This window comes from Pedobacter sp. Leaf41 (genome assembly GCF_001422545.1).
In the GTDB taxonomy this organism is placed as follows: Bacteria; Bacteroidota; Bacteroidia; order Sphingobacteriales; family Sphingobacteriaceae; genus Pedobacter.
In genome coordinates this window covers 169,760-189,558 of the sequence record NZ_LMLE01000008.1, presented here as the reverse complement: position 1 = coordinate 189,558, position 19,799 = coordinate 169,760, and the positions used below count along the sequence as shown (strand labels likewise).

Below are 19,799 nucleotides of genomic sequence, written 5' to 3'. Positions count from 1 at the left end.
TATGTTTTATGCAACTAAATACGAAGACCCGAACTAAAATTCATTGTGTGATCTATTTCATAAATAAATACTGCCTATAAAGCCTCGGGTATTGTTATTGATATGTATTTCTGCTATCTTTTGCATCTATAAAACATGAAACAATACTTAATAACCATTGTGTTGGTATCAGCATATATTCTAGGAGATGCTCAAACACAACTGAACGACAGTAATATTGCAAAGACAATGCAAAAGCTATCAGATACAACGGTAATTATACAGTATCCAAGTGTATGGTCTCATGAGCCCTTTCTTCTTTTCTTAAGCAAGACAGGAGATACAATAACTGCTTATGAATATAGAAGACCAGAGATTCGTAAAGTCAAAGGTTTAGTACCCTCTGCGATCCGTAAAGCAATGTATTATAAGGATTTAACAGAATATATGAATGAACCTGTATCGGTTAACCGTTATTTCGTTGAAAAGGATATTGCAGTCGATACCTTGAGAGATCTTTGGATTGATATACTTAGTTTAAAACTATGGTTTATGAAAGATGATGCTATCGAAGGTTCAGGATGCCCAACGGTTAAAGGATCAAACGTAAGCATTGATGATGCTGGAGGCATATATATATTACTGATAAGCAAAGCTGAAATTAAGCCGTTAAACTTTTACGCTCCAAAGGAGTTTGAAAGGATCTGTCCAGGACGGAAAGGGAGACAAACCGCTATTAAATTATCTAGTTTAATAGGTAAAGTATTCAAAGGGCATTGATTCCTAATTTTAACTATTATCGTTGGTTTTGCAATGATCGAAATTTGCTCACCGCTTGCGAACTGAGAAAATGTGTGAGAACTGGTAATTGCGTAGCAATGAGGTTCGATCTATGTTTTAACACAAGCGATTGGCGAGATACTTGTATCAAGTATCATGACGATCGTGCAGCATTTTCGATTGCGCAGGTGAGCTGAAGAGTGGAATGCGATTAGCTTTATCCAGGATGCAGCGAAGCAAAATCCTAGATAAAGATAGAGAAAGCATTCATGAGGCAACCGCTTCGCCAAAATTAAAACCATGACAGAAACGTAGTGAATGGCGTGTGTTTTAAGTGGCGTTAGTCTTGCCGAATACCGATCTTCCTAATCGGGTATGCACTGGCTCAACCGATGCACCACTGACTAAAAGTAACCGCAGAAACTTAAAAGATAGCTGATCGTTGCTAAACCATTGCAATAAAGACTAGACCAATCCCATTCCCGCTGTAAGCAGCAAAGTTGGGAAGGGATTGGTTTTAGGATGGGTTGACCTCTAACATGAATAAGAAATCTAAGTCGGAATGAAAAGAATTTTAAACGGTATGCATGAGTGAATCTGGATTGAAACAGAGATAATCTTGCATAAACTAAGCATAAGAGCGCAATCTATATACCGCAAATCCTGCAAAAGGGAGAAATAAGAAACAATAATTATCAATCGGGCAATTAATCGGATTATACGTTACTGTTTGGCCATACTGAAATGTAGTTTGCCCAGGGCCATTATTGTTGAAGTTAGTAGTAAATCCGCAATGTTGCGTTATCACATATGGATTAAGATTGGTTACAACGGCAATTCGTATTTGACTATTGATTGGGCATCCCGCCATTACGGGTAATGTGAATGAAGCAGATTGGTCATACTGTGGTCTGTTACCAAGTAATCCTCCATAAACTGGACCTATATAACGTGTATACACTGTTGTTCCGACTAAACATCCTTCAGCAGCGTATAGTCGTTTGAAAAAGAAACAAATGCTGAATAACATGTAAACTGCAAGATTTTTTACCATGACCTGATCTTCGATTCAATAATTTAATTCGAGAGCTTGAGCGGTTTTGGTAAAATTAATCCATAAGTATTAGCTTCTAGCGGTTCATTTTGTTCATTGACGGTTATACATTAGCTGATAACCGTCATTATAAAATCAATTTGCTTTTTTTCCGATTTGCTTATCACGACATAGCCAGCTCTGCCTGCCAAATGATCCCATGATTTCTGAGGACTTTGCCAATAAACGAATAGAAGATCGCCAATAGGGTATTCCTTCCGAATATATGAATCTGAAGATGAGTCGTAATCATCTTGGGTTGTATATGTTCCATGTCGTATGAATTGAGCAATGTCTTTAGGATCGACTAGTTCTGAAGATAATAAATCATTCCATGGCGCATATTGATCGCCTCGTAAGTCTTGGAGTAGATGCCAATACAAGGGGCAGTATGTTTCGTTTTGTAAAGGTGTTTTAATTGATTTACTTTTAATCATGTAAATCAATACTGAAAGAAAGAAAATTATAAGTGATATTCCGATAGCTAACATAAGGAGTTTTTTAAACTAAATGAACGGTGTGTAGATTTTATAGTTGGCTTCTTGCCCAACTTTAATTATCTAGTTATTCATTATTTATCGAGTCTTGAATCGGTATACTGGTGTAAATATATCTATCACCAGGACACATCAATCTCCCCTGCGATGGATCCAGCACCTGTTGAGTTAACTCAAATCGAGTCCTTGATAGCTCAACGAACTGTCCTTTTATGACATATTCCTCGTAATTTGTAACTTCATCCTCTTTGCCTTGATCAACAATGGAACTCCACGGTCCATATTGCTTTTGTAAAGCTTCGAAAACGTCACTGTTACCAGTCCGCAACTTGCTTGCATCATTACTATCATCCACAGAATCATCATATGGAGGAAGCGTAATTATTATCCTCGCTAGTACCTTTTTATAATAAATGAACCTAACATCTTCCGCCTTCCTTCCTTGGATATAATATTGTTGAGGAAATATAGCTGTAGTATATGTCAAATACTTTTTCCCTTTTATTATTGTTGGTAATTTTTGGTAGCAGAACTTATCTATGTCTTCAAATGTTGATCCAAGCTTTATATTCCCTAAGCCATTATCACGATCAATCTTTAAGGTTGATTTTAGTACTGCTTGGGCTAATATCTCGGCTACTGTAGATTCGGTTTGTAATGGTACAGTGGTTTGCGATTTCGGAATAATATCAGCGTTTATAATTTTGTTTGATGTATCAGGTTTTTTATCAAGTAAAGTGATCATTTTAAATATTGCATATTCCCGATTCCAATCAGCAAATGTCTCATATTTATTTGATTCAGCAACGCTAATGCTGCCTATGTTAAGCCATGTACCTGATGAATCTTTTCCATATTTGTCCTTATAAACGTGCCTAATTCTGATATCAACATATTCTTTCGACCAGTTACTTTCTATCCAAGATTGAATTCCTTTGTCTCTTATTAGATTAAATATGGTTAAGTCAACCTTCTCAAATGAAAAGTCAGTTGGGTAACTTGCTGTATTAAATCCTTCAATTCCATATTTAGGAATTGGAAAGTTATCAATATTGATCTCGCCCTTATCCTTCAATGGGGAGATTACAGTCGTTCCAACTTTTACATTCTGGCATGATATAAATATCGATGTGAAGACTAACAAGTAAAAGAAATTTGAAAAGAAGGTAAAGCGATTGGCGTATGCCTTAAAATTGAAGAGCATCATAGTGAATTTATTTGAGTCCATAAAGAGTTATAAAAGTAATAAATACTTAGTTATTGCTAAGTGACAGGTCGTAAAATAATTTATTCTTTAGCATGTGGCTAAAGAAGCGGTAAAATCAGAGATTGAATTGTTTGTGATCAGTAAAGCGAAAGCATTACGAGAGCACTCTAATCTCAGTCAATCTGAACTTGCTTTTAAGCTGGATGTGTCAAATGGCTTTATCGGGCAAGTAGAAAGTAGTAATTCTCCTTCCAAGTACAATTTAGACCATATAGATAAGCTTGCAGTTATATTCAACTGCTCTCCTAAAGACTTTCTTCCTGATACCAATGTGAACAAGTAGGTTTGATCCCTTTCGTTTCAAAGCTAATCCAACCAACTGATTTTAACTTACGGGAAACCGTAAACTGAGAAATAAATAAAGCGCATTGCTGCGCTCTATTTTTATGATTCCAGTTTGTCAACTGTAGCAATCGAAACGTAATTGTTTTCTCCTTCGGCAACCCTGCGGTAAAAGAAGTTATGATGCTGATCAGCTTCCTTAAAGTTGATCCGTAGTGCATATTCAATACCACCAGTATTATCATGCGATTGGGTAATTTCATATGCTTTACGAAGGAAAATATTCGTTAAACCTGAGCCAAAGCGTTCTAGGGCTTCCCCACCAAGGTCTATAAATATGAATGATCGGCCATCCTTGCTGTTTGATAAGGTAATGTTCCAGAAATAATTTAAATGCTCCGAAATCATGTTGCTTTTGTATTCGTTCTTTACATGGTCAACCGTTGCATAGGTTCTGTACTTTGCTAAATCAAACTTTCGTAATTGTTCGGTTGCAGCATCAACGATCAGGTTGTATGCTTTTTGTACTTCTTGGTTTACCAATACTTGTTGTTCATTTATAACAACGAATTGTGTTTTTGGCTGAGTAGCCTTTTGCGTTCTTGCTTGCGCTTTCATCTTAATAGAATTTTAAATGTGAAACTTGGTTAAATGAAAAATGCCTCCGAATGGAAGCATCTGTTTGTAGATTGGTATATAATAGAAATGCACCGTTTTTAAGCGGTGCATTGTGTTAGATTCGATTTTAATGTGATTGTATTGTCGAAGATTATTGATCGATTTTGGTCAATCTAAATCTTGTTAAACGGCAAATGTCGAGTCGGTTTAATAGTCTGTAATGGAAATTTATAAAGTAGAAATTGGTAATCTATGAGGTAAAAGTGGTGGTTTCAGACAGCCTTCTTGTTTAAGTTATAGATATAAATTTTCAGTTGGAGAGTTGCAATTCTTTGTATGTCCCGCTAGAGTCGATGCGGGGGTCTGATATGATAGAGGGGGGGTGTTCAATACACACAAGTTATTTTTAGCCAGCTATTTAAAAATAGAAAAATATTTTATTGATTATCGACTTAAAGCCGGTGTGGTTGTATTGACTGGTGAATGGCATAAATTTCTTATGAACGACTCTCTTTTATATAAAAGCTTGAAGTAGAAAATAAATTTATACCATTCTATAGTCTGTTATGCAGCAATGCTGATAAGATATTTCTTAGCCTCGATTTCGAACGCTTGCTGTCTTTTACCTCCATCCCCATCTATTTTACATTCTTTCAAATGAAATAGTTCAAAATCTTCTAGGTCGGTTGCCTTTGCATTCTTGATCCTTCCATTAGTTCCGATAATGTTAAATTCCTTATAAAGTTCCTGAAGCTTATTCTTGATATATTTCCTAGAGTATCTAATACCAATCTTAAATTCTTCAATTAGAGCAACTATAAGTTTTCCTCGTTGGTTAGCGTTGCTTTGGTTGATTAATGCTTGTTTCATTTTGTCGTTGTGATAGTCTGTTTCTTTTAATTGTGTGTCGTTTAAGATATCTATTGCCTGGAAAAGGATGGAGTATTTGCCTTTTAGAGTCTTAAAAGCTTTTTTGGCATTTCCATAGCTGAACTGTAGTAGATTGTTTCTGTATTCCATTATCAATTGGTGCACCTCCCTATTTATCTCGTTTTGTTGCTTACCTTTCACTTCTACTGTTGGTAATTCCCATAAATACACTCCTGTTTCATACCTTGCGTTAACCCAACATTCTTTAATCGTATCGATGTTATTGTATGTATTTCGAGTAAATTCCTCATACAATTCTTGGTTGGACTTCATATGGCAATATTCTGCCCACTCATCAATTATATTGGCGAACGGTCCCACTAGGTCTAATAACCTTTTGGAAATTGGTCTGAATTCCATCAATGCTTTTTTACGATATTGGTTATAATAGGTAACATGTTCGCGTCCCTCCATTTCAACTTGCCATTGAATTTGTTTTATACTCTTGTTGTATTTGTCAGGTTTGTTAAAAGAATTGGTTATATGGTAAGCATTTAATGGCTTTAGGTTTCTTAATCTCCCCATACTTTGAACGCCCTTAATTCCAATATTCATTATGCTGTGGCTAACTTTTACATCTGTAACAAAAATCATAGTTGTGTCTTCATCATCGAACATATCCCACCCCTCAATATAACGACAGCTATAAAAGTTAAACTTTGCGTATTTGCCTTGAATAGGTCTATCAATTATCTTATCGCCAAACTCATGTAAGTTTGCTTTGTTTCTTTCTGAATCAACACAGTAAATATTAAAATCTTTTATTCCAGTAGTTCTAACCACATTTCCACATGAAGTTACCGTATTAAAGAAAATGTGAACATTACCCTTGAATTCCCATCCCTGAAGCATGTTCGCCAATATATCTTGCGGTTTCTCTCCGTATATTATGCTCATCTTTCCAAGCAAATCCTTGTACATTATCTTGTATTTCTGTAATGCCACTATTCTTGGGTCAGTATATGGAAAAGGTGTAGCTGAACCCATGGCCTTGTTCTGAAACTTAAAGAAATGATTAAAAGGTCTTAAAATACCATTGCGAAACTTTTCGCTAGCAAAGCAATGTGATTCGTCTAGCAGGCAGAAGAATTCGTTATACAATTTCTGCTCTAGACCAGATTTAATTGCTGCTGTAATAATTAATGGAAAGCTTTCGGGCGTAACGAATATTTTCTTTTTAGGAAGGTCGCTTAATAAAAACTCTTCAATTCCCTTACCCTCTCCAGTATAAATGGCATGGACATTAATCTTTTCTGTTGTGCAGAATGCCTGTTTGTCACCGATAGTATTTACTTGTGGATTTACGATAATACTATGTCTATCTGCTAAAAGCTCTGCGGTCGTTAAACCGTTGCCTGTTTTACCCTTATCTATGTCACTGTTGTTTGGTATTAAACCGTCTGGGAAAACACTTTTTAGTTTTGCGTTTTCATTAATTTCAATTTGAATTGTGTTGTGCACTGTATAAGCAATTACTCTTTATTAATTTCATATCTGAATAACTCGAAGCAACTGCATTATTGTAGAAATCTAGATTAAGCAAATTGGAGATTTATGACATGTTATTGAAAGTAAAAGGCCTCTTTTGATAGGCCTTTATCCTTTAATTAACATTTAGTTTGCTTATAACTTGTTAGTTACAAATTTCGTCAATATTAGTAAGAATTGAAAATTCCTATTAATAAATCTATATAAGATGATAAGCCTAAGATCTATTAAAATGTCAGAATAGTGTACTAATTATGATTAAAATTATCCTTTTCAGCAATAGATGTTGTTAGTAAAATCAAAAATATCCATATTTGCATCGATTCAAGAAATCAATTGTATGATTTAGTGAATATCCGTCAAGTGTTTTATTAAAATCATGGATATGATTTTGGTTCATAGTGTAAATAATTGCTTCGTATCGTCATAATGTGGCGTTAAAGCTAAACTTTTGTTTAATGGGATTATTCCCGAATCTATACATTATGGATAGTAATGAAATTTATGGCGGCTCTCAAGCTGTCTTGGTTCCCTCTAAAGGTAGAGCCGAAGAAACTACTAATTCAATTGCAGTTTCCCACCAGAATTTGTTAGATGGTAACTTCTTTCCGCAACATATTAAGTTGCTGAATGAGAATGATCTGACCCCAATCCAAGAAGAAAGACTTATTGTATTAGAAGAGTTTTACACAACTTCAAAGTCGCTTCAAATAATTAGTGCATTAACTGTACGTGGTACAAATGCTTGGAAACCCTTGATGGAGAGGGTTTATTCATTTTCGGTTGCGTCAACAGATGATGCTAAATATAATGAAGCTTTGGAGGCTAAACTAGAACTCGGAAAGAGGTATACAACACGCGACATTATGAGAGTAGTAAATGGTGAACGAAGAATTTTAGGATCGAAGCCACATCTAGTTGATATTTTGAATAGCTGTTTATCTGATGTTTCGAAAATATTCATGGTTCATATTGATTATGAGGAGCGAGCTGATTCAAAGGTCAACTTCCCTGTGTATGTTACTCCATTTATCAATTTAAGTGCACAATTGTAGAATCTATGCCCCGTCTAATTATTGATGGGGCAACTTAACCTATACCGAAATGGAAAGAGATAATTCAAGAAGTAATGGTCATGTAGATTCACTAAATACTCAAATGCTTATTGAAGCTATTGGGATATTAAAGAAATTGGAGGAAGTATTCTATCCTAAGAAATCAAACTATATAACCAAGAAACAGCAACTGGAGGCAAGAGCCAAACAACAGATATATAGCAATCTATATGCAAAGAAAAGATAATAATTCATTATCTTTGCAAGCTTACATAAGGACTGGGACAATTTGGGATTACGAGAAGATGATTCAATGAGGCCCAAATTGAGCCCCTTTACAAAAGAGAGCCATCCTAAGTGACTGATATTAAGAAGATTATAATTATACCCATAAATTACTTGTTTTAATGGAACAAACCGTAGAACAAAAGCTAAAGGCTTTATACGAATTACAAAATATCCACACCAAAATTGATAAAATTCGCCAGGTACGTGGTGAGTTACCAATGGAAGTTGCCGATTTAGAAGACGATGTTTTAGGATTAGAAACTAGAATCTCAAAAATTAAAGGTGAACTTGATGATCTTGAGGATTCGATCGTAAACCGTAAAAATACAATCAAAGATGCTCAGGCAGCAATCAAAAGATACGATACTCAATTAAAAGAAGTTAAAAACAACCGTGAATACGATGCTTTAACTAAAGAAATTGAGATTCAAGGATTAGACATTCAGGTTTCTGAAAAGAAAATCAAAGAGCATGGTTTCGAAATCACTTCTAAAACCGAAATCTATGAAGCTGCTAAAGCTGAATTAGAAGGTAGAAAAAAAGATTTAGATATTAAAAAAGGCGAGTTAGATGTAATTACTGCTGAAACTGAAAAGGAAGAGCAAGATTTACAAAAGAAAGCTGATAAAGCAGAGCCAACTATTGATGAGAGATTATTGATCGCTTATAAACGTTTGCGCAAAAACGCTATTAACGGCCTGGCTGTTGTAACGATCGATCGTGATTCTTGTTCAGGTTGTTTTAACCAGATTCCACCTCAACGTCAATTAGATATTCGTCAGCGTAAAAAAATCATCGTTTGCGAGCATTGTGGTCGTATTTTGGTTGATGAGGCTTTAACTCACGAAGTAGCAGAAGCTTAATTTCTTCTCCAAAAAATTTTAAAGAACGTCTTGATGAAAATCAGGACGTTTTTTGTTTCTACACAAAACAAGAATGATATTTATGCGTTAAATTAAATATTTGTTTTCAATTGAAATTCCTTTGCTGTGCAATAATAACAAGACTATCCCAAATGATTAAATTTTTGCGCTTACTTACCTTATCAACTTTACTGGTTTTTCCACTTTCGCTTTTCGCCAATTTTGATTTTAATGCCAATTGCTTAAATGCCTACAAAAGTATATTTGAACTTAAGCTGGGCAATGCAAGAGCGTATATCTCTACAGAAAAAAAGCAACATCCAAATAATTCCATCATTCCCCTTTTGGAAAACTATGTTGATTATTTTATTATTTTAACATCCGAAAGCAAAGCAGATTTCGATCGTTTAAAAGGAAATAAATCATCGCGGTTGGATCAAATAAGTGATGATGATAAAAGCTCTCCGTACTATTTATACGCACAGGCCGAAATCAATTTACAATGGGCTTTAATTCGCGGTCGCTTTGGGGAATATTTCAACGCCGCGATGGAAATAAAAAAAGCCAATGGATTGCTTCAGGATAACATCAAAAAGTTTCCAAACTTCCACCTGAACATGAAAGGTTTAGGCTTAATTAATGCTGTTCTGGGAAATCTTCCTGATGGCGCACTAAAAAGTACTTTATCAACTTTTGGGATAAGAGGAAATCTTCAAACGGGCTTAAATATGTTCGAAAAGCTGGCTGATAATTTGCCAAAGTCATCTTATGAACCGTTTTATGAAGAAGTGGTTTTTTACTATGCTTATGTATTAACTGATGTTGCCCATAGCAGTTCGGCTTATTCAAAGACAATGAAATATACGGATCGAATAGCAGATACAAGTCTATTAAAAAGCTATTTACGAAGCTATGTTTGCATCAAGAACGCACACAATGATGAAGCCATTGCCATTCTCGCAAAAAAACCGGAGGGCTCGCTTTACCAACCCTTTCCTTATTTGGATTATTTAGAGGGATTAGCGCACCTAAATAAGCTAGATCTATCTGCAGCTACCTATTTCAACCGCTTTTTAAGCAGCAATAAGGGCGTAAATTATATTAAAGATACCTATTTACATTTGGGCTGGATTGCGTTATTAAAAGGTGACAAAAATGGTTACTCCGCATTTGTGGCTAAAGCCATTAACAATGGTTACACCTATAATGAGAAAGATAAGCAAGCAAAAAATGAAGCGTTATCTCCACAACCAGCCATCGATTTGTTAAAAGCAAGGTTGTTGTTTGATGGCGGCTATTTAACCAGGGCATTGCAAATTTTAGGCGATAAAAAAACTGCAGATTTTTCTTCTGAGAAGGATAAAACAGAATTTAATTACCGTTTGGGTAGAATTTATGATGATTTAGGAAAAGACGAAGATGCCTTAGATGCTTATCAGGCCACAATCAACCTTGGTAAAAATTCAAAATATTATTTTGCTGCAAATGCTGCTTTGCAAATGGGCAAAGTTTATGAAAAGCGTAAGAACATTGCGAAAGCAAAAGAGGCTTTCAATAATGCCGTTTCCATGAAAAACCACGAATATGAAAGCAGTATTGAAAGCCAGGCTAAAGCGGGTTTGAAAAGGCTTAACTAAAAACGGTAAATAAAGGCGTTGATGTGCATTCCAGCACCAACAGAAGCAAAAACGGCTACATCACCAGGCTTCACTTTATAACCTTTCACTTGTTCTTTCAATACCAGATCTAACAAAGTTGGTACTGTTGCAACCGAACTATTACCCAACCAGGAGATCGTCATCGGTACCAGATTTTCTGGAACAGTATCTTTACCGTAAAGCTTAAACAATCGCTTCATAATCGCGGTATCCATTTTACCATTGGCCTGGTGAACGAATACAATATTAACATCTTCTACACTTAGTTCGGCCTTATCGAGTGCTTTTTTAATTACCTGAGGCACTTGTACCACGGCAAACTCATAGAGCTTACGCCCATTCATTTTCAGGTAATAGTTGCCACTGGTTTCTTCCGGGTTAGAGCCTTTACCCATGATGAGTAAATTACCATAATTAACCGCGTGAGTCTCAGTTTTATGGGCTAAAATTCCTTTCTTCTCCGAATCTTCTTCTTTTGCCTCATAAATTACTGCTCCTGCTCCATCAGAAAATATCATGCTATCGCGATCATGCGGATCGATAATTCTGCTTAAGGTTTCGGCTCCAATCACCATCACTCTTTTAGCGTCACCACTCTTAATGTAATAATCTGCCTGGATTGAACCCTGCACCCAACCCGGACAACCAAAGATGATATCATAAGCTACGCAATCGGGATTTGAAATGCCCAACTGCTGCTTAACTTTCGCGGCCAGTGAAGGTAAAATATCTGTACGATTACTTCCCAAGGGAATGTCTCCAAAATTATGACAGAAGATGATATAATCTAATGTTTCTTTATCAATACCAGCATCATCGATTGCTTTTTCAGCTGCTTTAGCGCCAATATGGTTACTCAATTGTTCTGGACAAACATACCGCCTTTCTACAATTTCGGTAATTTCAGAAAACTTGTGTATAATTTCGGAATTCTCCTTTTCTAGTCGATTCCCATTCTCAAAAAAAGTTGAATTTAGGAATTTGTTACCAGAGATAATATTTTCAGGAATATAACTTCCAGTGCCGGTGATAACCGTATTTATTACTTTGCTCATAATTATAATACCGCATACTAAAACGGTATGTAGTATAAAAATATGGTTAATAAATAAGAAATAGAAATTTTTTAACTAAAATCGTCAATTAAAAACACAAACAATTCTTTTGGCCCATGCGCACCTAATACCAATGTTTTCTCAATATCCGCCGTTCTACTTGGTCCGGTAATATTGCTGATCATCGATGGAATTTGATTTCCGTATTTATTTTTAAGCAGCTGGAAGGCATCTTTTAAATCTAAAACCAGTTGACTCGTTCTGGCAATCACAATGTGGTGATGCGGGAAAATGCTTAGCCTTCTGCCGGCTGCACTTTGGTTGGTAACCATTACGCTTCCGTTTCTGGCAACCAATGCTTCGCACAAGGTGATGCCCACTTCAGCTTGCTCAAAATCTTTATCTGTTTGGTAAAAAGGAAATTCATACTTAGCCAGAAATTCCTGAAGTTCAGGTTCCCAGCAGTAAATTTTGCGCCATTTAAACTTATCTGCCAATTGAAGCATGTTTTCAAAAAAATCGATGCCATCTTCACAAAAGATAAAATTTCCGGAAATAGCAGTCAACTGTTCGGCAAATAGTACCTCAAGTTCTTGCGTGTTTTTTTTGTAAAGAGGACTTTCCTCCGCATTAGGATATGGATTTTCTCGCTTCTCCAAAAGCGCTTTCCTTATCTTTTTTAGTATTTGTTCTTTAGCGGTGGTATTATCCTTCATTTTTTTGTACTTGCTTTTGTTAAGATGCAAAACAAGTTCTGTGTCTTGTAGTTGATTTGTTAATCAATGTATCTAAACAAATGAAACCCTGAACTTTTAAGGTTCAAGGTTTCAAACTTATGTATAATTGTGTTTATATGCAATGGAGCATATCTATTTACTCTTTCTCAGAAGAGGGATTTAAACCAGATACTTCTTTGTTAATATCTGTATCGCTAACGCCATCGTGAAGCAATCCTTCTGCTGCCGGAGTCTGATCTCCAGTTCCATTCACGAATTCATCGTATGTGGTTCTGGTATCAAAAGGACGTTTGCCTAAGATTTCCTCCAAATCTGCCTGGAATAAGATTTCTTTTTCCAATAATTTTTGAGCTAATTTTTCTAACCCATCCTGTTTATCCAACAACAATTGTTTGGTTTTGATGTACACATCTCCAATCAGTTTACGAACTTCAACATCAATTAATTCAGATGTTTTTTCAGAATATGGCTTGTTAAAATTGTATTCGTTCTGAGGATCGTGAAACGAAACGTTACCTACAGCCTCGTTCATACCATAAATACTCACCATGGCATAAGAAAGTTTGGTAATGCGCTCCAAATCGTTTTGAGCCCCGGTTGAAATTTTACCGAAAGTAATGTCTTCAGCAACACGTCCTCCCATTGTCATACACATTCCGTCGATTAACTGCTCCGTTGTATATAAAAACTGTTCTTTTGGTAAGTATTGGGCATAACCCAAGGCTGCAACTCCACGTGGAACAATAGAAACTTTAACCAATGGGTCTGCATGTTCCAGGAACCAACCTGCAATAGCGTGCCCAGCTTCATGATAAGCAACGATTCGTTTTTCTTCTGGCGAAATGATTTTATTTTTCTTTTCTAATCCACCAATTACCCGGTCAATTGCATCTTGGAAATCTTGCATATCAACCTGCTCTTTGTTTCTACGTGCTGCGATTAATGCTGCTTCGTTACAAACATTGGCAATTTCTGCACCTGCGAAACCTGGGGTTTGAGCAGATAGTTTTTTTGCATCAACTTCCTGCGCTGTTTTAATAGGCTTCAAGTGAACATTAAAAATATGCTCACGACCCACTAAATCTGGTTTATCAATAGAAATTTGTCTATCGAAACGACCGGGGCGCAATAAAGCAGAGTCCAATACATCAGGACGGTTGGTTGCCGCTAAAATGATAATACCTGAATCCGTTCCGAAACCATCCATCTCTACCAATAATTGGTTTAATGTGTTTTCACGCTCATCGTTTCCACCCATTACGCTGTTTTTTCCACGAGCACGACCAATTGCATCCACCTCATCAATAAAGATGATACACGGCGCCTTGTCTTTTGCTTGCTTAAATAAGTCCCTCACACGTGACGCACCTACCCCTACAAACATTTCCACGAAATCAGAACCTGATAAAGAGAAGAATGGAACTTGCGCTTCACCGGCAACAGCTTTAGCCAACAAAGTTTTACCAGTACCTGGCGAACCAACAAGCAATGCACCTTTTGGAATTTTACCTCCAAGGTTGGTATATTTTTTAGGGTTTTTAAGGAAATCTACAATCTCCATTACCTCTTGTTTTGCTTCTTCTAAGCCCGCAACATCATTAAACGTAATGTTAACCTGACTTTCTTTATCAAAAAGTGTTGCTTTTGATTTACCAATGCTGAAAATTTGACCGCCACCGGCACCACCGCCGCCCATTCTACGCATCATAAAAATCCAGAAACCGATTAATAAAAGCAATGGCAAACCGATGTTAACCAACAAACCTAAGAATGGATTACTACGGCTATCTTTTTCAGCCAAAATTCTTGGTTGATCAGCAGGAAGGTTTTTTTGCGACTCTGCCAACTGCTTATCCAGGCCATCCATTGTACCAGCATTGAAGTATACAATTGGGCCACTATTGGCAGTAGAAAACTTACTTGTGCTTTTATATTTCTCGTATTCTGGTTTATCTAAAGCAGATTTTTTAATATAAACTTCCACTTTAACTAAATCTTCGCTTTTATAAGCGACCAATTTTTCAACGTCTCCAGTCAAAAGCATTTTGCTTTCGAATTCTGGATAATCAACTTTCTTACCGCCATCTCCAGAAAATAAAACCTGAGCAGCTATGATAGCAACTATAATTGCAGCATAAACCCAGAAAATATTAAACTTTGGTCCTTTTTGTGGTTTTTTCGGGATATTAGGAATTCTCTTTCCCGGTTTTTTGTTTTCGTTTGTATTTTGATTATCGTTCATTTGTCTTGTTCAAAATGGTTCCAGAGGTTATGCGCTTTTGTAATTTGTACTCTCAGCATCTCCCCACAATTCTTCTATGCCATAAAAATGGCGTTTTTCAGTTTTAAAAATGTGCACAACCACATCAAAATAATCAAGAATAATCCAATCTGCCGATTCGAAACCTTCCTTATGTCTTGGGTCGGTTTGAGTCGCTTTATAGATTTCTTTTTCTACACTATCGGCAATTGCTTTCACCTGAGTACTAGAATTTGCACTCGTTATTATAAAATAATCTGCTACAGATGTATGAATATTTTTTAGATCTAACCGCACTATATCTTCTCCTTTTTTCTCTTGAATGCCATGAACGGCCAACTCAGAAAGGTATGTAGAAAGGGCTACTATTTTCTTTTTTACCATTAAAATGCTTTAATTTTGGAATTACAATATTATAAATTCAACCCTTGCAAAATAACACTTTTTCGACACTATTTGTTGGTCAAAATTTAATCAAATTAAAAGAGGTTGATTCTACGAATAACTTTTTGAAAGAACTGGTGTCAAAATCCGAGCCATTACCGGAAGGAACTGTAATTATGGCAGATAATCAATTCGCTGGTAGAGGGCAACAGAATAGCGTTTGGCAAACGCAGGTGGGTAAAAACATCAGTTTGAGTATCTATCTTAAACCCTCATTCTTGCCTCTTGATAAACAGTTTTATCTCAATATGGCGGTTAGTTTGGCCATTAGTGAAACTTTATCATATTTTATCACAAGCGGAATAAGTATTAAATGGCCAAATGATATGTACTATTTAGATAAGAAACTGGGTGGCGTTTTAATAGAAAACGCACTGACAGGTACAATCATAAAATCATCCGTTATTGGCATTGGTTTAAATATTAATCAAACAGATTTCCCCGAAGAAATAACGCAGCGTGCCAGCTCTGTCTTTCAGATTTTACAAAAAGAGTTTCAGCTGGAAGTAATTATGGAGAAATTATTCGTCTTTATGGAGAAATACTACCTAGTTTTGAAATCAGGAAAATTTGAAAGCCTTAAAAATCGATACCTCGAAAAGTTATACGCCATAAATAAACTGGCATATTATAAAGAAGATGGACGGGTTTTTGAAGGTGAGATTATAGGTGTTGAAGATGAGGGGCGATTAATCATGAAGGTAGGTAATGATCAAAAATCTTTTAACTTTAAACAAATTGAATTTACACACACAAAATAAACACACAATGAAAAAAATCACACTGGCGTTATCAATGGTATTGTTTACTGTTGTTGCGGCATTTGCTCAAATCGAAAAGCCAGTTACCTGGTCTTACGCAGCAAAAAAGGTTAGTAAAACTGAAGCTGTTTTATATTTAAAAGCAACAATTGACGATAGATGGCACATCTACTCTCAAAATGTTAAAGACGGAGGTCCGGTAAAAACAACTTTTACTTTCTCCCCTTCGAAAGATTTTTCATTAGTGGGTAAAACTGCTGAGCCAAAAGCCATTACAAAATACGAAGACACCTTTAAAATGAATGTAAGTTATTTTGAGAAATCGGTAATCTTCACGCAAAAAGTTAAATTGAATAAAGCCGCAACAACTGTTAAAGGCAAAGTAGAGTTTATGGTTTGTAACGATAGACAATGCTTGCCGCCGGAAGAAGTTGAGTTTAGTATCCCGGTTAAATAATTGATATTAAAAGTATTACCTAACAGTCCCGAATTTTTCGGGACTGTTTCTTTTTAAAGTAAAATCTGAGGTCCATTCGGCATTAGCGGGATGTCTTTATGAAATTATTCTTAATTTCACGCCTCAAACACAAAACACACAAATGAAAAAGGTTTTTTTATTGTTATTAATAGCATTAACGTTTCTGGCGTTACCTGCTCTTAAAAGTTACGCTACTGTAACACAAGATACTACGAGCACGGCTCCGCCCGACGATATCGTTTTTACAGAGGTAGGCTCTGCACAAGATAGCGCAGCAAATAAAATTATTGCAGATACCGTTAAAAAAGATAAACCAATTAGCCAAAACAACGTCGAGAAGCCTTCGTCTTCAACTGATGGAGCCGAAAAACTAACCCTTTGGCAAACCTTTATCAAAGGTCTTTTCGGTGGCTTTCTAGCTTTTTTAATGCCCTGCATCTTCCCCATGGTACCACTAACAATTAGTTATTTTACTAAAAAAGCGGGCAGTAGAAAAAAAGGCATCGGACAAGCCATCATCTATGGAATTTCGATCATTGTTATTTATGTGGTATTTGGCTTACTCATTACCGTTCTTTTCGGTTCAAGTAAGCTAAATGAATTAAGTAGTAGTGGCTGGTTCAACTTTGCATTCTTTATTCTGCTTGTTGTATTCGCCATTTCTTTCTTTGGCGCTTTCGAAATTACCTTGCCTAGTTCGTTTGTAAACAAGATCGATCAGAAAGCAGATACCAGTAAAGGTTTAGGAGGCATATTTTTTATGGCGGCCTCTTTAGCTTTAGTTTCATTTTCGTGTACAGGCCCAATAATTGGAACCTTGTTGGTAGAAGCAAGTTCAAAAGGCAATGTGCTCGGTCCGGCGGTAGGCATGTTCGGTTTCGCCCTTGCTCTGGCTCTGCCTTTTACTTTATCTGCTATTTTTCCAGGCTTTTTAAACAGCATGCCTAAATCTGGCGGATGGTTAAACAGCGTAAAAGTATGTTTAGGCTTTCTCGAATTGGCTTTAGCACTTAAATTTTTATCAGCTGCAGATTTGGTATGGCATTGGGAGTGGTTCGATAGAGAAGTTTTCCTTTGCCTTTGGATTGTGATTTTCGTGTTGATGGGAATATATCTTTTAGGGAAAATCAAATTCTCACACGACAGTGATTTACCTTATGTTTCTGTACCTAGGCTGTTTTTAGCTATTCTTTCCTTTTCATTTGCTGTATATATTTTACCTGGATTATGGGGTGCTCCAGTGAGCACATTAAGCGGTTTAGCCCCGCCAATGAATACTCAGGATTTTGTTTTAGGAGGAAATGCTCAAGCTTCAACGCCGCCTACAGGTTTTCCTGCCAAAGTGAAATATGCTGAGAAATTGCACCCACCCCGTGGCTTTAATGCGTTTTTCGACTTAAATGAAGGACTTGCTTATGCTAAAGAAGTTAAAAAACCTTTATTAATTGATTTTACTGGCCATGCTTGTGTAAACTGCAGGAGAATGGAAGATCAGGTATGGATTGATCCGGAAGTTGGCCGATTGATCAGAGAAGAGTTTGTTCTTATTCAGCTTTATGTTGATGAGCGATCAATAGAAGTGCCAGCTAATCAGGTGCATTATTCAGAAATCCTTCGTAAACAAACCAAAGATTTAGGCGCCTGGAATGCAGATTTTCAGGCAACTACCTATAATTCCAATTCTCAGCCATTTTATGTATTGGCTGGTCATGATTTGAAAACCCTTGTGGCTCCTCAAGGCGCAATATTCGATGCAAAAGAATATGCGCTATATTTGCAGAGTGCCTTGGATATTTTCAATGGAAAGAAATAATTAAATGAAAAAGATAAAGAACATTGGCGTTTTAACCTCTGGTGGAGATTCGCCAGGCATGAACGCTGCCATTAGGGCCGTAGTTAGGGCCTCAATTTATTATGATATTCAAGTAACAGGTTTTATCCGCGGTTATGAAGGGCTTATCAGTAATGATTTCATCGCCATGGAGCGGAAATCTGTTGCGAACATCATTCAACGTGGAGGAACGATTTTAAAAACCGCCAGAAGTGAGGCTTTTAGAACCAAAGAAGGCCGACAGATTGCCTACAATAATTTAAAAGAAAAAAATATAGATGCCCTAATTGTGATTGGTGGAGATGGAACCTTTACTGGTGCCAACATTTTTGCACAGGAGTTCGATTTTCCGATCATTGGCCTGCCAGGAACAATAGATAACGATCTCGCTGGTACCGATTTTACCATTGGTTATGATTCTGCGATTAACACCGTTATTGATGCGGTTGACAAGATTAGAGACACTGCAGAATCTCATGACAGGCTTTTTATTGTCGAAGTAATGGGCCGCGATTCTGGTCTGATTGCTTTGCGAAGCGGCATCGGCGTAGGCGCCGAAGCGATTATGATCCCTGAAGCGAACATGAACGCAGATGATATTTTACATAAATTAGAACATAGTAGAAAAGATAAAGCATCGAAAATTATCATTGTTGCAGAAGGCGACGATACCGGAGGTGCATTTAAAGTAGGCGAAATTCTGCAGGAAAAATACCCGCATTATGATACCAAAGTTTCTGTTTTAGGGCACATTCAACGGGGCGGAAAACCCACCTGTATGGATCGCGTATTGGCGAGTCAATTGGGGGTTGCTGCGGTAGAAGGTTTAATCAATGGGGAAAGCTGTGTAATGGCCGGTCAGGTTAACCGGGAAATTACCTTTACCCCTTTCGATCATGCGATTAAGCACATAGATGCAGAAAAAGTAAGCTCTAAATGGCTGAAATTGATTGATATTTTATCTTTCTAAAAATTTTGAATAAAATAGAAAAGTCTTTCCCGCACCGGAAAGACTTTCTTTTTTTGCTTAGTTTTCGCCTTAAGCAATATTTTAACCCTCTAAAATAACCGCAGTGCCATTAGCGCTAACCATAAGCATGCTACCGCCGCTACCTACCGTTTCATAATCCAAATCGATTCCAACTATTGCATTTGCCCCTAAAGCAGCTGCATATTGCTGCATTTCGTTCAAAGCCGTATCTTTTCCTTCTCTCAAAACGCGTTCGTACGAGCTCGACCTGCCACCAACAATATCTGTTATCCCGGCAAATAAATCTTTAAAAATATTTGCACCGATAATGGTCTCTCCAGTAACCAGACCAACATATTTTACAATTTTTCTGCCCTCAACCGAAGGCGTTGTGGTTAATAACATAATTTCAGTTTTTATAATTAGAAGCAAATTTTATTTAATTGTTACATTTTTCTGGAAAAG

19 protein-coding genes are annotated in these 19,799 nt (G+C 36.6%); 10 read left to right on the top strand and 9 right to left on the bottom strand.

What is annotated here, in order from left to right:
* The first annotated feature begins 135 nt into the window (after positions 1-135).
* Positions 136-759 carry a hypothetical protein gene (locus ASE92_RS13190; protein ID WP_056850579.1) on the top strand — a complete coding sequence of 208 codons (624 nt, stop codon included), beginning with the start codon at positions 136-138 and terminating at the stop codon, positions 757-759.
* A 1,164-nt stretch (positions 760-1,923) separates the two neighbouring features.
* Here ASE92_RS13190 and ASE92_RS13185 read toward each other — a convergent pair.
* Together ASE92_RS13185 and ASE92_RS13180 are read right to left on the bottom strand one after the other, a co-directional pair.
* Positions 1,924-2,343: a hypothetical protein gene (locus tag ASE92_RS13185; protein ID WP_157255747.1), complete on the bottom strand. Its 420-nt coding sequence runs from the start codon at positions 2,341-2,343 to the stop codon at positions 1,924-1,926.
* 73 nt (positions 2,344-2,416) lie between these two features.
* Positions 2,417-3,556, bottom strand: a complete 1,140-nt coding sequence (locus ASE92_RS13180) for a hypothetical protein (RefSeq protein ID WP_157255746.1) — start codon at positions 3,554-3,556, stop codon at positions 2,417-2,419.
* A gap of 94 nt (positions 3,557-3,650) precedes the next feature.
* Between ASE92_RS13180 and ASE92_RS13175 the strand changes: the two genes are divergently transcribed.
* Positions 3,651-3,899, top strand: coding sequence for a helix-turn-helix domain-containing protein (locus tag ASE92_RS13175; protein WP_056850576.1), 249 nt, complete (start codon positions 3,651-3,653; stop codon positions 3,897-3,899).
* Between the two features lie 101 nt (positions 3,900-4,000).
* Here ASE92_RS13175 and ASE92_RS13170 read toward each other — a convergent pair whose 3' ends face one another.
* The gene (locus tag ASE92_RS13170; RefSeq protein ID WP_056850575.1) at positions 4,001-4,516 is read right to left on the bottom strand and encodes a hypothetical protein; all 516 of its coding nucleotides are present in this window, start codon (positions 4,514-4,516) and stop codon (positions 4,001-4,003) included.
* 564 nt (positions 4,517-5,080) lie between these two features.
* Positions 5,081-6,907, bottom strand: coding sequence for a hypothetical protein (locus tag ASE92_RS13165; protein WP_056850574.1), 1,827 nt, complete (start codon positions 6,905-6,907; stop codon positions 5,081-5,083).
* 485 nt (positions 6,908-7,392) lie between these two features.
* On the opposite strand from ASE92_RS13165, the gene ASE92_RS13160 reads away from it, so the two are divergent.
* From ASE92_RS13160 to ASE92_RS13145, 4 genes are all read left to right on the top strand, one after another.
* Positions 7,393-7,989, top strand: a complete 597-nt coding sequence (locus tag ASE92_RS13160) for a hypothetical protein (protein WP_157255745.1) — start codon at positions 7,393-7,395, stop codon at positions 7,987-7,989.
* Positions 7,990-8,038: 49 nt separating this feature from the next.
* On the top strand, positions 8,039-8,236 hold the full coding sequence (locus tag ASE92_RS13155) for a hypothetical protein (protein ID WP_056850572.1): 198 nt from the start codon (positions 8,039-8,041) through the stop codon (positions 8,234-8,236).
* 160 nt (positions 8,237-8,396) lie between these two features.
* The gene (locus ASE92_RS13150; protein ID WP_056850571.1) at positions 8,397-9,140 is read left to right on the top strand and encodes a zinc ribbon domain-containing protein; all 744 of its coding nucleotides are present in this window, start codon (positions 8,397-8,399) and stop codon (positions 9,138-9,140) included.
* A gap of 152 nt (positions 9,141-9,292) precedes the next feature.
* Positions 9,293-10,777 (top strand): tetratricopeptide repeat protein, encoded by a 1,485-nt coding sequence (locus ASE92_RS13145; RefSeq protein WP_056850570.1) that lies wholly within the window; start codon positions 9,293-9,295, stop codon positions 10,775-10,777.
* Here ASE92_RS13145 and ASE92_RS13140 read toward each other — a convergent pair.
* The 4 genes from ASE92_RS13140 to rsfS form a co-directional block, all read right to left on the bottom strand.
* Entirely contained in the window at positions 10,774-11,853 is a 1,080-nt protein-coding gene (locus tag ASE92_RS13140) for a 3-oxoacyl-ACP synthase III family protein (RefSeq protein ID WP_056850569.1), read from the bottom strand. The two genes, ASE92_RS13145 and ASE92_RS13140, sit on opposite strands and share 4 nt — an antisense overlap.
* A 71-nt stretch (positions 11,854-11,924) precedes the next feature.
* Positions 11,925-12,569, bottom strand: coding sequence for a lactate utilization protein (locus ASE92_RS13135; RefSeq protein ID WP_056850568.1), 645 nt, complete (start codon positions 12,567-12,569; stop codon positions 11,925-11,927).
* Positions 12,570-12,726: 157 nt separating this feature from the next.
* Positions 12,727-14,832, bottom strand: a complete 2,106-nt coding sequence (ftsH, locus tag ASE92_RS13130; protein WP_056850567.1) for an ATP-dependent zinc metalloprotease FtsH — start codon at positions 14,830-14,832, stop codon at positions 12,727-12,729.
* Positions 14,833-14,859: 27 nt separating this feature from the next.
* Positions 14,860-15,234: a ribosome silencing factor gene (gene rsfS / locus ASE92_RS13125; RefSeq protein WP_056850566.1), complete on the bottom strand. Its 375-nt coding sequence runs from the start codon at positions 15,232-15,234 to the stop codon at positions 14,860-14,862.
* Positions 15,235-15,278: 44 nt separating this feature from the next.
* Between rsfS and ASE92_RS13120 the strand changes: the two genes are divergently transcribed.
* The 4 genes from ASE92_RS13120 to pfkA all read left to right on the top strand — a co-directional run bounded on the left by ASE92_RS13120 (position 15,279) and on the right by pfkA (position 19,334).
* Entirely contained in the window at positions 15,279-16,055 is a 777-nt protein-coding gene (locus ASE92_RS13120; RefSeq protein ID WP_056850565.1) for a biotin--[acetyl-CoA-carboxylase] ligase, read from the top strand.
* Between the two features lie 7 nt (positions 16,056-16,062).
* Complete coding sequence (locus ASE92_RS13115) at positions 16,063-16,512, top strand: protein-disulfide reductase DsbD domain-containing protein (RefSeq protein WP_056850892.1); 450 nt, start codon at positions 16,063-16,065, stop codon at positions 16,510-16,512.
* A 142-nt stretch (positions 16,513-16,654) separates the two neighbouring features.
* Complete coding sequence (locus ASE92_RS13110; RefSeq protein ID WP_056850564.1) at positions 16,655-18,346, top strand: protein-disulfide reductase DsbD; 1,692 nt, start codon at positions 16,655-16,657, stop codon at positions 18,344-18,346.
* 4 nt (positions 18,347-18,350) lie between these two features.
* A complete protein-coding gene (gene pfkA / locus ASE92_RS13105) occupies positions 18,351-19,334 on the top strand; it encodes a 6-phosphofructokinase (RefSeq protein WP_056850563.1) in 984 nt (327 codons plus the stop codon).
* A gap of 81 nt (positions 19,335-19,415) precedes the next feature.
* On the opposite strand, the gene ASE92_RS13100 is transcribed toward pfkA, so the two are convergent.
* The gene (locus ASE92_RS13100; RefSeq protein WP_056850562.1) at positions 19,416-19,739 is read right to left on the bottom strand and encodes a heavy metal-binding domain-containing protein; all 324 of its coding nucleotides are present in this window, start codon (positions 19,737-19,739) and stop codon (positions 19,416-19,418) included.
* Positions 19,740-19,799: the final 60 nt, after the last annotated feature.